This window comes from Bacillus sp. AK124, from assembly GCF_053903085.1.
The window spans coordinates 2,047,729-2,060,471 of the sequence record NZ_CP096378.1 but is presented as its reverse complement, the minus strand read 5'-3'; the positions used below and the strand labels follow the sequence as shown (position 1 = coordinate 2,060,471).

Below are 12,743 nucleotides of genomic sequence, written 5' to 3'. Positions count from 1 at the left end.
GACTATTTCAAGATACGGAGGTGGTTCAATGATGAAACGCTTGGGAAGTCTTGCTCTGTCGCTTGTCCTCATGCTGCCTGCGGCGGCGATCCAAGCGCAGCCTGCCGCACCAATACCTTATCCATGCAGCGTCGTTCTTCATCCAGCCCAGGATATTCCCAATGCCCGTGGAACGGCTTTAATTGCAAAAGTGAAAAAACCGTATACCGAAGCACCTGACAGTCCAGTCAGGGAACGGCGAAGCGTCGGCATCTACGCCGATTGGCTTCCGGCCCCTGCTTCATTTGGAGATTATGATCAATATGAAGGAATGGCCCGGATACCGGACCAGATCAGCTGGCGCTTCACCATGCATCTCGTCCGGGAAGACGCGCCAAGCTGGTTTGGCGGAAGTCCTTGGGCGGGCAAATTTGACGAAATATCGTCAGAGCTGACTGTGAATACCCGAGTCGAAGTGCGTCCTTTCAATTCGAAGACGAAAAAGGCCGGCCGAGCTGTTTTGCAGGGGACTTTGCAAGGTTGCAGGAACTAAATGAAAAAAAGGCCGCAGAAGCACCATTAGGACGCTTCTTACGGCCTTTTTTTCATGAGAAGAACTTTTTCTTCCGGAAAGGTTAGTATTTTTCGTAGCGATTACAAGGTTTACCGCAGTAAGAGTGATCATGATAAACCGGCTTATAGTTTGAATAAGAATGCGGATAATAGTGAACATGCTCGTATTTCTGATGATCCACTTTTTTAATATGCTGCGGATGGATGTGAGGAACGATCGTTTTAGAGTATCTGTGATCCTCACAGTACCTGGTTGGATGCACAACTGGCGGCAGAACGCGCGGTTTGCAGTAAGACATAAGCACTTCTCCCTTCCTTGAGTTTCATTCTTCATTATCAAAATATGTTGATTAGCACAAACTTGTACTAATACAAGAAACTAAAAAACCGTCCATTTTCCCCGCCTTTTCACTCAAAAAAGAGTTTCTCTGATAGTATAATAAAAAAATACTAATGAAAATGGAGTTGGACAGATGGATGTGATATCGATCGTTTCTTTTTTAGGTGCGGCTGTACTGCTTACACTTATGCCGGGCCCTGACAACTTGTTCGTTTTGGCACAGAGCATCTCAAAGGGAAAATCGGCAGGTACAGCAACCGCATGCGGGCTATGCACAGGGTTAGTCGTCCATATCACAGCTGCTGCAGCAGGTATTTCTGCTGCGATCTATCAATCAGCTGTCGCCTTCTCGATCGTGAAATATGCAGGTGCAGCCTATCTGTTGTTTTTAGCTTACCAGTCTTTCCGGCGAAAAAGTGCTGGTTTCAATCTTGAAGCTAAAGATTCATTGAACCGCAGAGCTTTATACCAAAAAGGCGTTGTGATGAATCTATTAAACCCGAAGGTCTCTTTGTTCTTCCTTGCCTTTCTTCCGCAATTTATTCATCCCGGCACCTTCAGCGTGACAACGCAAATGCTCGTTTACGGCATGTTATTTTTAATTCAAGCGTTTGTGATCTTTGTGATGATCAGCCTGTTTGCGGAAAAAGTCGGAGACCGGCTGCGCAGAAGTCCGCAAGCCGCAAAAAAGTTCATTTGCTGGAAGGGTCTTTATTCGCTTTGATCGGGCTTAAAATAGCGGTCAGCCAAAGGTAGCCGCTGAAAAAAAGGTGTGCAGCCGGCACACCTTTTCCCGATTTTACCGCTTATAAAGGACACAGCGGCAATGTCATCCCTAGAACATCGAGGTTCATGTGAAAATGAACAGCCCTGCATTCCGTGATTCGTTTTCAAGCTTGATCTGGAGCGGGAGCTGGTGTTGCGGAATCGAAGTGATTTGTTTCTTTGGCTGGAGTCGAATCACAAGACTGTCAAATTCTGCAGCGCTTTCTTGCTGTGTTAGATTCTTCCTTCGTTTCATTGTATAGTGGAGTGTCAGACAATGAGACAAAAATCTAAATACCGTTGTTCTCTATCCTTCCCCCCTTTCTTTGAAGCCAGTATACAAATTTCCCGCTGCTTCGTAATGATGCAAATCGGTTATTTTCCGCTCAATCCAAATCATCAGATCGAGCAAAGCGGACACATCGATCTTAGGGATGGCAGATCAGTCAATCGATGGGCGTGGGTCTTTTTTGATAGAACATGCCGCTTTTTAAGGAGAAACGGGATCGTTTAATTGCTTTAATCAATGAGATTCATTTTCGCTTTTTATCTGCAAAGCGAGTCTTTTGAATTTATTTACAAATGATATTTTAAATGTTATAATAAATTGTTTACAGAAATAAATTCTATTTTTATTTATATAAATCGATGAATTTAAAATGAAGGAGGTAAAAAGATGGCCAAGACTTCAATGATTGTCAAACAAAAACGGGAACAAAAGTTCAAAGTCAGAGAGTACACCCGCTGTGAACGCTGCGGCAGACCGCATTCCGTGATTCGGAAGTTTAAATTGTGCCGCATCTGCTTCCGTGAGCTTGCTTACAAAGGGCATATCCCCGGCGTTAAAAAAGCAAGCTGGTAAGAACGACTTCGTCAGCCTTTTTAAGAGGCTGGCTTTTTTGATTTAGGCTCTGTTGAATTTTAATGTTGATATTGCATGAAAATAGAGGAAATCCTATGATTAGGGTTTCCTCTATACTTGTTCAACTAACGTCTCTGTTAGCTGGATAAGAACTATTGAATCAGTTGCTCATTATACACACTCATTGAGTGTACATTCTCTTTTAATAGGTTATCAATGATTTGCTTTATTACATTTGGTTCTCGTAAGTCTTCGTTCTCAAATGTTACAAGGTCACTTACTTTTATCCACTTGCAGTCTGAAATTTCATCTTCTTCGAGCTTGATAGAACCTCCGGTAACTTCACCAATAAAATGAAATAAAATAACTTGATTCTTCGTCCTGCTGATAAAATTATATACACCAGCAGCCGCAATCAGTTTTATGTCCAATCCAGTTTCCTCTTTAACTTCTCTTCGAGCTGAATGGAGAATGTCCTCTCCATATTCGATACGTCCACCCGGAAAGTTCCACTTATGAACGGCGGTAGGCTTATTCTCTTTTATCATCAAGACTTTATCATCCCGTAAGATTGATACACTGGCTACTAAAACAATTCCATTTTGCGACATCCATTTCTCCTTCATTTTCATTGGTTTGACTGGCTTCTTCTTTCATGAATCTGCTTTGTTCATTGAAAGCTCTCAACGCTTTGCTCACCTTGAGAATCAAACCGAACTCTTGTTCTGTTTTTATTATATCTGGTATAAGCATCAAACATCAATATAAGCGCTCATGAGCCGTCACTGTTCAATATTTGAACAAACCCGTTTGTTCCGTCGATTCGGATGTAGGCGCCGTCTTCTATGATGTCTGTCGCTTTGTCAATTCCGACGACCGCAGGAATGCCGTATTCCCTTGCCACTACTGAACCATGAGTCATCATGCCGCCCACCTCCGTAATCAGTCCAACCGCTGAAGTAAAAAGCGGAGTCCAGCCCGGATCAGTATACGGCGCCACTAAGATGTCCCCTTGATTCAGCTTCGCGTCTTCAGGGCTCTTCACAACTCTGGCGGTCCCTTCAATGATGCCCGCAGAAACCGGTGTCCCTGTGAGAGCTCCTTCGGGACTTTTTGCATTTCGCAGCCTCCCTGTGATGATCTCCCCTTCACTTGTCATCACGCGGGGGGATGTGAGCTTTTGATTGGACATATGCTGCCGTTTTCTGTCTGTTAACCATTCCGGAATATTCCCGATGCTGCGATTCTCCAATAGCGCGATAAGCTCTTCAAGCGTCAAGTAAAAAACATCGTCTTCACAATTGAGGATTCCTTTTTCAACGAGGTGGCGGGCTTCTTTAAGAATGGCTTTTTTGTATAAAAACATCAATTTTACAAGTGTAAATTTATGATGCTCCCGCATTCCCATCAGGCTTCGATACATATGAACGAGCCGGGAGATTCTCTTTTTTTCCGTGAAACGAAATTGAGAGATGATTTCCTTTTTTGCTTCTTCCGCTTCCATTTCGCCTTGTTTAAATTTCCTCCTGTGTTCCCCTTGGGCAGTCGTCCGAATATGGCTGAGTATGGACGGAACGAGCTGAACCGGAGCCTCTGCCCATCTTGGCCTTGTCATATCGATTTCTCCCACGCACCGCATCCCGTACTTTTTGAGATAACCATCTAAACTCGCCTTCAATTCGGCGCCGCCGGGGATTTTGAGCAATTCTTCCATAAAGTTTTCGCTGTCTGCACGCTTGAAATAGTCAATGACTTCAGGATACTTCCTTGCTTGATCGGAAAGATCCCCCAACTCAAGACCCATTTCCGTTGTGACATTATGAGGCAGGGATTTATACAATTTCCCCAGTAAAATAGCGCTTTTTTCGTCCCCCAGCTTTTTTTTCAGCTTTTTTTCGAGCGCTCCGGCTGCAATCATTCCGCTGAAGACATATACAGCGACTTTTGAAAGCACGTCTTGGAACATCCTTTCCATTCCTTTTTGGATGACGCGGATCGTCTCAGCACCGGAAGTCCGGCTAAGCTTCTCCTCGGTGTCCGTCACGATCGCTTCAATGATCAATTCCGCTTTTTTCTCGGCTTTATCGGGGTTTTTCATCAGCAGGATTCCGACAACCTTTAATGCTGCCGGAATCAAAATCGGCATCAATCTCCCGGCAATATGAAACATGCCTTTTATCGAAATGGAATTAAACTGTTGTTCTTTGCGCTTGACTGCCTCCGATACAGCAGATGCCATCAGCTGATCCATACCATTTAATACTTTAAGCAGCCGGCTTCGGGCGGATCTGAGGGAAAGAGCACCCGTAATATCGGCGAACACTCTTCCTCCCGCTTCGCGAAGAATCGGCTGTGCCGAAGGGTCTTTTTTTAAAAATCGGAGAACTTGGCTGATCACCGATACACCCAATGGTTTCATTGGATCGGTCATCATTTGGATATAGCCAAAATTAATCAATACATGCGGCTTATCATCAAAAACGTGTACGGCCGGGTATAGGGATGTGATCGGCCGGCTTTGAAGAATGTAAAAGCTGCCGCCGGCAAAAGCCCATTCTATATCCTGTTCCTTACCGTAGTGAGCCTCGATTCTGCGCCCCAGTTCTGCCAATTCGACGATTTTTGGATCCGGCAAAGCCTGTGTTTGTTGTTCTTCCGGAGAGAGGGTTTTCTGAACGGTTCCTCCTTCTGGAACGGAGTAAATGGCCGATTCCTTCTTCGAAAGTTGTTTTTTGACGATTTCACCTGACTGAACCTGATACAGATCAGCGCTCACAATTCCGGACACCAACGCTTCACCCAAGCCGAAGCTGGCATCGATGGAAACCGTTTTGCGGTGCCCCGTGATCGGGTCCGCAGTGAACATAATACCGGACACCTCGGGAAAAACCATCTCTTGCACGACAACTGCAAGAAAAACAGAGCGGTGATCGAAACCGTTTTTCGCGCGGTAGGAAATCGCCCTGTCCGTAAACAGAGAGGACCAGCATTGTTTTACCGCATCAAGAAGCTGATCTTTTCCGCAGACATTCAAAAAGGTATCCTGCTGCCCCGCAAATGAAGCTGTCGGCAGGTCTTCTGCCGTAGCACTGGAGCGGACAGCATAGGCTTTATCTTTGCCGGTCGTATCAACGCCTTCCAGTATCGCCGATTTGATCTCGTCAGGTATGGGAATCTGGGCAAGATGCTCGCGAATCTGCTTCCCCGCAATCCGAATCTGTTCCAGATCATCATGCTTGAGCTGTCCAAGCTGGTCGAGCAGGCTGTCGATGATGCCGCTTGTTTGTATGAACGCGCGATAGGCGGCAGTTGATATGCAAAACCCCTCGGGAACGGGAAAACCCGCTTTTGTCATTTCCCCGAGGTTCGCCCCCTTTCCGCCGACATAGGGCAAAGCAAATTGATCGATTTCATTGAAATACAGCACATATTTCTCCATTCTATCCTCTCCTTAGAGCCGCTTTTTGAAATTCCACGCCTCATTTTGGACGATTGATTTTGCCCTGGCCGGACTTTCAACACACTTTGTCTTATGAGGCATGCTTTTTCATACACAAATATTGAACACTGTGTTGATTAATATTCATCATGTTTATTATAATTGCACAAAAGGCGAATGCAATGAACAATCAATCAGCAAATGTTAAGTTCTCAACACAAACATGGACATTGTTGATTTTCATGGACCTCAGGAGGATTTGTATGACTGGACAAAAAAAAGACCGCAGGGTAAAGCGCACGAAAAAAATGATTAGAGACGCACTTTCTGAACTGATGAAAAATAAAACGTTTGAAGAGATATCCGTCACGGACATTACAACGAAAGCCGATATTAACCGCAGCACGTTTTACTTGCATTACGAAGATAAATACGATTTGCTGGAACAAAGCGAGGAGGAAATTATCCAAGAGATCAGTAACATTGCTAAACGCTCGATTCACTCAATGGACATATTAAATCAGGATGTGATTGATCATCCGCTAACGTTTGTCGTCGATATTTTTCAATATATAAGAGAAAACGAGGTTTTTATGAAGGCAATTTTAGGCCCGAAAGGCCCGGGTTCTTTCCGTTTGAAATTCAAATCGGTTTTGAGCATCAATTTAAAACGGCTGAAAAAAGCGATCAAGGCGGATCCGATCGTACCGGAGGACTACTTGATTTCCTATATAACCGGCGCTCATATCAGCGTCATGCAGCAATGGCTGGAAAACGGCATGAAAGAGACGCCGCATGATATGGCGCTCATTTTATCAAAAATAACTGGGATGGGCCCTGCATACGCGGCAGGACTGAGAAAAAAATGACAGGCTTTCAGGAAGAGGGATAACCCTCTTTTTTGCTTTTTTCGTGGTATGTATAAGAAATCAAAAATAATCCAAAATATAGTGAAAAAGGTGGTGAGACCATGCAGAAGAAAGGCATTCAAAACAGCAGCCTCGAGCAGCTGAAAAACGACCACGAAACAGAAAGCGCATTCCAGCAGGATAACAAAAGCAATAAACAGCAACAAAACAGGAATGCTTTAAAATAAGCTGAAAGGTGTGGAAACGAAATGAAGCATGTAAGAGCATTGTGTTTAAAATTTATTGTGAGCCTTGTCCTCTTATATGTGGTGCTAACTCTGTTTTTTGGCGTTCCATTTGGCGAAATGTTTGTTTTGACATTGTTTTTAGGTGTGATCTCCTATCTGATCGGAGATCTTCTTCTTCTGCCGAGAACAAACAATACAACTGCAACAATGGGAGACTTTGGCCTTTCCCTCGTATTGATCTGGGCGATTCTCGCCATGCAAAATAATCCGCCGTATGGTTCGCTTGCTGCAGCTTCAATCGTGTCAGCAATCGGCGTCACAGTGTTCGAATATTTCTTCCACCGCTATATGGAAGCCAACGTTTTGGGCGAAACGGAAAACGAAAAACGGGAAAAGCCAGGCTCATTGCAGTATCAAAGTGAAGCATCGGAAGAACTTTACCCGGTTACCCCATCTAAAAAACAGGACGAAGACTAAGCACAAAAACCTGCCGATCGGCAGGTTTTTTACTTTTTATGCCCCGAGGTATTTTTTCCTCATTTAAAGGAATATCGATCTTTTTCACGAATTGATAATAAAAAAGTGAGGAGGGCTAAAAATATGACACATCGCGCACTAAAGCATTTAGATTATCACAACTGGGCGAATCAAAGGGTGCTCAGCCACCTGAAAAGCCTGCCTGAAGAGCTGTTCACCCGGGAAATCCAAAGCGTTTTTCAATCTGTATCTGAGGTCGTTACCCATATGTGCGTGGCCGACGCCTTGTGGCTGAAAGTAATATCCGGAGCCGCTTACGAGGAAGCAAAGGAAACCGGCATGCGGCTGAAAGAAATGTTAAAGGGAAAAAAGATTGATGACTTCGTCTCCATTTTTCAAGACACGGCGCTTCAATATGAAACGTTTTTTGAAAATCTTGAAGACCCCGATGGTGAAATCACGATTGCACATCCGGCATTCGGCGAAATCAAAACGCCTGTTAGCGAACTCCTTCATCACGTGGTCAATCACGGCACGTACCACAGAGGCAACATTTCAGCGATGCTGAGGCAAATGGGTGAAGCGGGTGTGCCGACTGACTATGTTTATTATTTATTAAGCATGAAGCAGCCGACATAAATAAAAAACCCTTGTTCCGCTTTTGGAACAAGGGTTTCACAATTAAAATGATGCTGCAAGTTTTTTAGCTTCTGCTAAGCCGTTTTCAATGATTTTTTGAGCGTCGTCAGGAACAGCGTTGTGTCCTTCGATGACAACGGTATGCAGGTCTTGAACACCGAAGAAGCCCATGACGGTTTTCATGTAGTTCAATGACATTTCCATTGCAGCCATCGGTCCTTCAGAATAGAAGCCGCCTCTGGCATTTAACAGAGCAACCTTCTTGTCTCCCATCAGGCCTTTAGGTCCTTCAGGAGTGTATGTAAACGTCACTCCTGCGCGGGACAAGTAGTCCACATAAGTGTGAAGTACAGCTGGAACAGCAAAGTTCCACAATGGGAAAGCAAAAACAACTTTATCGGCTTTGACGAATTCGTCCAAGTAACGGTCCGCTACAGCTGCAGCTGCTTTTTCTTCCTCGTTCAATTCCATGCCTTTTCCTGCTTTAAATGTCCCGTTAATAGCATTTCTGCCCAGGTACGGCGGGTTTTCTTTGTAAAGATCAAGCTCTACAATTTCATCGTTTGGATGATTTTCTTTATAGCTGTTAAGAAACGCATCATAAAGTTTTACAGATACAGCTTCTTCAGCAGTACGGTCATTAGCTTTAACAAACAATACTTTAGACATTCTATTTTCCTCCCGTGCTAACGTTTCAATATTTACTTACAAATAGTATGTTACTTTCTTTTAAATAGAAAGTCAACTCATTTATTTTGATGCCAAAAGATGTTTCTATCAAAAAAGCCCTGTTCATATTTGATAAAAAACAAACGATTGCTCATATCAGCAAGAACTTTCGTTCGGATAATACAACATTATTTAAGTTCAAGCATAAAATATTATATTATGTAGCATATTTATGCGTGGTAGGAATATGCTGCGAAGCAAATAAAAAAGTTTTCGTTTAGGTTACAATGGCACATCTCATTAGGAACATTTATATCGATAACAATATACAAACCAAGTGATACTTGCACTTAGTAAAGACAACGCAATCAGTGCGGTTAGATAACTATACGTTTGCCAAACTAGAAATGACCTCCAACTAGCCCCAAATATTGTGGGGAGGATTAGGCATAGGATACCTATAAAAATTGTAGTCACAAGCCAAAAAGCTATGAGTATCAATCTCTTTTTCGTTAACGGTAATTTCCTATTCTGTTTCTTTCTACGCACCCCTAAAAAGAAAAATAGAATTGCTAGTAATGTTAGAGCAATTGTAGCGGAAGATAGGGCGATATCGGAAATCTGCATCAAACTCATTTGATAGCTTTGGGAGATGTTTCCGTCTAAAATATCCTTAATATTATATAACATATCAATATTTGTACTGGCACTATTGGATAATAGAGAGATACCTAGCTGTTCTTCTGGGAATAAGAATATATTTGTTGCAAACGTTGGATTACCACCTGCGTGTTGGATGAATGTCTGATCTGCATTCACGACCCACCCCGCCCCATAGTACAGTTCATCCACAGCCGCAACAGACCTATTGCCCTCATGTGATTTTGCAATCAGCCCTTGAAAGATTTCCGGAATATCTTCAACAATTCCCAATTGAATTCCCATCCAACGGGCTATGTCTTGAGAGGACGAAAACAGATACCCAGCAGGTGTGTTTCCTCTAAATTCCGGTGCATCATATGGCAGCGTCATGAAAAAAGCGGAACGATAGCCCTGTGCCAACTGACCTGTCGCTTGTACCTTACCTCTATTCGCATAAGTTTCATACAACCCCAGTGGTCGAAATACTTGTTCTTCCATAAAATCCTCAAAGCTTTGCCCCGATACGGTTTCTATCACCAAGCCCAGCACATCATAATTTACCGTCCCATATTCATATCTTTCGCCAGGTGGAAATACCACTTCGGCATCTATTAACATTTCAACGGTCTTTTGCAACATATCTGGTGTATTTCCCTCTGGGATATGCTGAGTATGATACCTATTGATTAACCCTGTAGTATGATGAAGGAAATGATTCAAAGTAACACTCTGCATGTCAACGGGCTGTCCCTGATATCGCAATGAGAACCAAGGTAAATACTCTACAACCGAATCGTCCATAGACAAAAATCCCTGCTCTTCCAAAAGTAAAATTCCTAAAGCAGTAAAAGCTTTGCTGACGGAGGCTAACTCCCATATGGTGTTTTCATTGGTCAAAATCCCTTCCTCAGAGTTTGCATAGCCGGATGAAAAGAAATAGGTATCATCCCTTGATTGTATTGAAACTGACATGCCCGGTGTGCCAGATATACGCCTAGCATCTTCTAATAATGATTGGATTGCAACAGACTCTTCCTCTGTCAATGCATAGGCTGAGGTGTTAAATCCAACAAACAACATAAATACTGTGATTATTGTTATAATTATCATCTTACTTCCCATGAGACACCCCCAGTAATAAAATATTGACTCGCTATCTGTGATCATGATGCCACTATATTTTTTCATTTCAAAGCAGACACATTATACCGATTATACAAGGGAAAAGGTTATTTCTGAATATGTAATGAGATTAATAAAATGGAAAAAGATAGATTAAGTTATGGCGCAGTACGTAAAAACTATTACCTTATCTTTGATAAACATAATAGAGAAATTTACATATTAAACATGATTATATGTAAATCTCCTTATTTTTCTGCTAATGTAAAAGATTTTGATAGGTGTATATTCAATGCTTTCATGTCTACAATCCATCAAGCAATTGTTTCTTCGTTTTATATCCAGATATTATACTTTATCGGCGTTCTGTCTCTCACTCAACATCGATTATGCCCCTATGACAATATGTCCGCAAGAATTTTATTGCAGCAAGAATTTCATTGCAGAATTTGATACTTTTTTCTCCCTCTCTAATAGTTGATATGATAAGGATATTACACAATATCACAACACATCATGCGATAATAACATTGAACAAATAAAGATTTATTTTGCACCCCCCCCCCCCTACAACTCCAATACAAATCGTAATATGATATTAACCGTAACAAAGATATAGACAGAAACTTAGCAAGCGAGAAAATAAAAATGAGAAAGAGCGATGTATGAAGAGCTATTTTTTTAAAAAACAACATTGCATATCGTGATATTTATTTTGTGAGAATAGCCAAACTAAAACCTTTCTACATGCGAAAAATCACTTCATAAGCTGTCTTTGAAAGGAATTATTTAAAAATACTCCCATACAACTAAATACAGAAGTTTGAAACTACTACATTCATGAATGGAAACCTAAGATGACTTGTTTCAAGCGAGACGTACAAGCAGTCTCTAAACATTGTAGTTGATAAAACAGCGAGCAGTATTGACCGTAAAAGCTGTTATGTAGACTAATGATTGTAAAAACAATCTACTATATATCGCCATGATGGAAGCCTATTCCAGAGCGATTGATAAGCGCCGAGATACCGAATACGAACGGTTAGCGAGATAAATAGAAATAGTGCTTCATTTTTCACAATGGAAGTGAGTGCATGGAGAAATTATGAAAAACTGCCGAAGTGACACCGCTTCCGCAAGCGGCAGCAAAAGCGAGCAAGTGGAAGCGGTGTGCGTGTCGTTGCGTAGCAACGACACCATTCTACCTCTCCATATCTAACAGGGAGGTAGGAAATAGAGAATAATAGTATGGAATCCGTTGATACGGTAAGGGAAATGATGTCCTGTGCTGGAATTTTGTGGCGGACATATCAAGGAATTGGATAAAAAAGGTGATAAAAAAAGACTTTTATATCAGATTGATGGAAGAAACAAAGAGATTTGACTTAGGCATGTAGATTCTTTTAAACAACTAACACTGGATATATCTTGTGAAGAAAAATGATATACAAAAAGCTATGTTTCAAAGATACCTAGAAGCGTCAGGGATTATTAGAAAGTTATTCGGAAATATTCAGTTAAAAGATATGAATGACATTGCTGTGCAAAGAAAAATTGATGAATACGCAAAGAAGCGTTCTCACAGTACCACTCGCAGCTTGTTAATAAAAGTCAAAATGGCACTTCGTGACGCTTACGCTCGTGGTTATCTCACGAATGATTTCGCAGAACTTGTCAAACCTCGTGGGAAAGAGTTATCGAAACGAAACAAAGCGTTATCCATTACGGACTTCCAAAAGCTAAGAACATATCTACTAGCACACACAGAGGAAGAATTTCATGTGCTCGTCTTAGTAGCTTTAGAAACAGGTATGCGAAGAGGAGAATTGGGTTAACGTAGACACCTTCTTGATGAAGTGAGTCTGCAAAACGTAAAGTTGTGTCGCGATCTGGAAGAATAATTGGAATAATAGGTGATTCACTATGTAATACATTAAGACCTATTTGTTGAATGCCGTCTCTTAAGTACTTTTCGTTTTCGTGTAACTTTTCCTGGATGTCCGGATTTTTCTCTAGAATATCAATAGCTGCAATTAAACCTCCGATAACTGATAAATGTTTTATTGTGTCGAGTACTTGACTCCCCGTCGACAGTTGTAGGACATCTCTTTTAACAAACAGAGCCATAGAAAAAAGCACC

General features: G+C 42.0%; 13 protein-coding genes and 1 pseudogene. 8 read left to right on the top strand and 6 right to left on the bottom strand.

The window, feature by feature from the left end:
* The first annotated feature begins 28 nt into the window (after window positions 1-28).
* Complete coding sequence (locus tag M1E06_RS10445; RefSeq protein ID WP_020451795.1) at window positions 29-532, top strand: hypothetical protein; 504 nt, start codon at window positions 29-31, stop codon at window positions 530-532.
* Window positions 533-614: 82 nt separating this feature from the next.
* Here M1E06_RS10445 and M1E06_RS10440 read toward each other — a convergent pair whose 3' ends face one another.
* A complete protein-coding gene (locus tag M1E06_RS10440) occupies window positions 615-851 on the bottom strand; it encodes a CotD family spore coat protein (protein WP_023857337.1) in 237 nt (78 codons plus the stop codon).
* Window positions 852-1,025: 174 nt separating this feature from the next.
* Here M1E06_RS10440 and M1E06_RS10435 point away from each other — a divergent pair.
* Both M1E06_RS10435 and M1E06_RS10430 read left to right on the top strand, forming a co-directional pair.
* Window positions 1,026-1,648, top strand: a pseudogene (locus M1E06_RS10435) (LysE family translocator).
* 685 nt (window positions 1,649-2,333) lie between these two features.
* Window positions 2,334-2,519, top strand: a complete 186-nt coding sequence (locus tag M1E06_RS10430) for a type Z 30S ribosomal protein S14 (protein ID WP_003182651.1) — start codon at window positions 2,334-2,336, stop codon at window positions 2,517-2,519.
* 152 nt (window positions 2,520-2,671) lie between these two features.
* On the opposite strand, the gene M1E06_RS10425 is transcribed toward M1E06_RS10430, so the two are convergent.
* Window positions 2,672-3,130 (bottom strand): NUDIX hydrolase, encoded by a 459-nt coding sequence (locus tag M1E06_RS10425; RefSeq protein WP_020451797.1) that lies wholly within the window; start codon window positions 3,128-3,130, stop codon window positions 2,672-2,674.
* A gap of 161 nt (window positions 3,131-3,291) precedes the next feature.
* The gene (locus M1E06_RS10420) at window positions 3,292-5,958 is read right to left on the bottom strand and encodes a phosphoenolpyruvate synthase (RefSeq protein ID WP_080131428.1); all 2,667 of its coding nucleotides are present in this window, start codon (window positions 5,956-5,958) and stop codon (window positions 3,292-3,294) included.
* Window positions 5,959-6,221: 263 nt separating this feature from the next.
* Between M1E06_RS10420 and M1E06_RS10415 the strand changes: the two genes are divergently transcribed.
* The 4 genes from M1E06_RS10415 to M1E06_RS10400 all read left to right on the top strand — a co-directional run bounded on the left by M1E06_RS10415 (window position 6,222) and on the right by M1E06_RS10400 (window position 8,170).
* Complete coding sequence (locus tag M1E06_RS10415) at window positions 6,222-6,827, top strand: TetR/AcrR family transcriptional regulator C-terminal domain-containing protein (RefSeq protein ID WP_035338566.1); 606 nt, start codon at window positions 6,222-6,224, stop codon at window positions 6,825-6,827.
* 101 nt (window positions 6,828-6,928) lie between these two features.
* Entirely contained in the window at window positions 6,929-7,054 is a 126-nt protein-coding gene (locus tag M1E06_RS10410) for a hypothetical protein (protein ID WP_020451800.1), read from the top strand.
* Between the two features lie 21 nt (window positions 7,055-7,075).
* Window positions 7,076-7,531: a YndM family protein gene (locus M1E06_RS10405; protein ID WP_020451801.1), complete on the top strand. Its 456-nt coding sequence runs from the start codon at window positions 7,076-7,078 to the stop codon at window positions 7,529-7,531.
* 123 nt (window positions 7,532-7,654) lie between these two features.
* The gene (locus M1E06_RS10400) at window positions 7,655-8,170 is read left to right on the top strand and encodes a DinB family protein (protein ID WP_020451802.1); all 516 of its coding nucleotides are present in this window, start codon (window positions 7,655-7,657) and stop codon (window positions 8,168-8,170) included.
* A 42-nt stretch (window positions 8,171-8,212) separates the two neighbouring features.
* Here the strand turns inward: M1E06_RS10400 and M1E06_RS10395 are convergent, their stop codons facing one another.
* On the bottom strand, window positions 8,213-8,839 hold the full coding sequence (locus M1E06_RS10395) for an FMN-dependent NADH-azoreductase (RefSeq protein WP_020451803.1): 627 nt from the start codon (window positions 8,837-8,839) through the stop codon (window positions 8,213-8,215).
* Between the two features lie 300 nt (window positions 8,840-9,139).
* A complete protein-coding gene (locus tag M1E06_RS10390; protein WP_025811298.1) occupies window positions 9,140-10,603 on the bottom strand; it encodes a serine hydrolase in 1,464 nt (487 codons plus the stop codon).
* A gap of 1,430 nt (window positions 10,604-12,033) precedes the next feature.
* On the opposite strand from M1E06_RS10390, the gene M1E06_RS10385 reads away from it, so the two are divergent.
* Window positions 12,034-12,438, top strand: a complete 405-nt coding sequence (locus M1E06_RS10385) for a hypothetical protein (RefSeq protein WP_216904428.1) — start codon at window positions 12,034-12,036, stop codon at window positions 12,436-12,438.
* Here the strand turns inward: M1E06_RS10385 and M1E06_RS10380 are convergent.
* Complete coding sequence (locus M1E06_RS10380; protein WP_043054340.1) at window positions 12,326-12,730, bottom strand: aminotransferase class I/II-fold pyridoxal phosphate-dependent enzyme; 405 nt, start codon at window positions 12,728-12,730, stop codon at window positions 12,326-12,328. The genes M1E06_RS10385 and M1E06_RS10380 overlap by 113 nt on opposite strands.
* Window positions 12,731-12,743: the final 13 nt, after the last annotated feature.

Excerpts from the sequence above, each read along its gene's own strand:
- M1E06_RS10445 (WP_020451795.1), top strand. The coding sequence starts at position 29 with ATGATGAAACGCTTGGGAAGTCTTGCTCTGTCGCTTGTCCTCATGCTG.
- M1E06_RS10440 (WP_023857337.1), bottom strand. The coding sequence starts at position 851 with ATGTCTTACTGCAAACCGCGCGTTCTGCCGCCAGTTGTGCATCCAACC.
- M1E06_RS10430 (WP_003182651.1), top strand. The coding sequence starts at position 2,334 with ATGGCCAAGACTTCAATGATTGTCAAACAAAAACGGGAACAAAAGTTC.
- M1E06_RS10425 (WP_020451797.1), bottom strand. The coding sequence starts at position 3,130 with ATGTCGCAAAATGGAATTGTTTTAGTAGCCAGTGTATCAATCTTACGG.
- M1E06_RS10420 (WP_080131428.1), bottom strand. The coding sequence starts at position 5,958 with ATGGAGAAATATGTGCTGTATTTCAATGAAATCGATCAATTTGCTTTG.
- M1E06_RS10415 (WP_035338566.1), top strand. The coding sequence starts at position 6,222 with ATGACTGGACAAAAAAAAGACCGCAGGGTAAAGCGCACGAAAAAAATG.
- M1E06_RS10410 (WP_020451800.1), top strand. The coding sequence starts at position 6,929 with ATGCAGAAGAAAGGCATTCAAAACAGCAGCCTCGAGCAGCTGAAAAAC.
- M1E06_RS10405 (WP_020451801.1), top strand. The coding sequence starts at position 7,076 with ATGAAGCATGTAAGAGCATTGTGTTTAAAATTTATTGTGAGCCTTGTC.
- M1E06_RS10400 (WP_020451802.1), top strand. The coding sequence starts at position 7,655 with ATGACACATCGCGCACTAAAGCATTTAGATTATCACAACTGGGCGAAT.
- M1E06_RS10395 (WP_020451803.1), bottom strand. The coding sequence starts at position 8,839 with ATGTCTAAAGTATTGTTTGTTAAAGCTAATGACCGTACTGCTGAAGAA.
- M1E06_RS10390 (WP_025811298.1), bottom strand. The coding sequence starts at position 10,603 with ATGGGAAGTAAGATGATAATTATAACAATAATCACAGTATTTATGTTG.
- M1E06_RS10380 (WP_043054340.1), bottom strand. The coding sequence starts at position 12,730 with ATGGCTCTGTTTGTTAAAAGAGATGTCCTACAACTGTCGACGGGGAGT.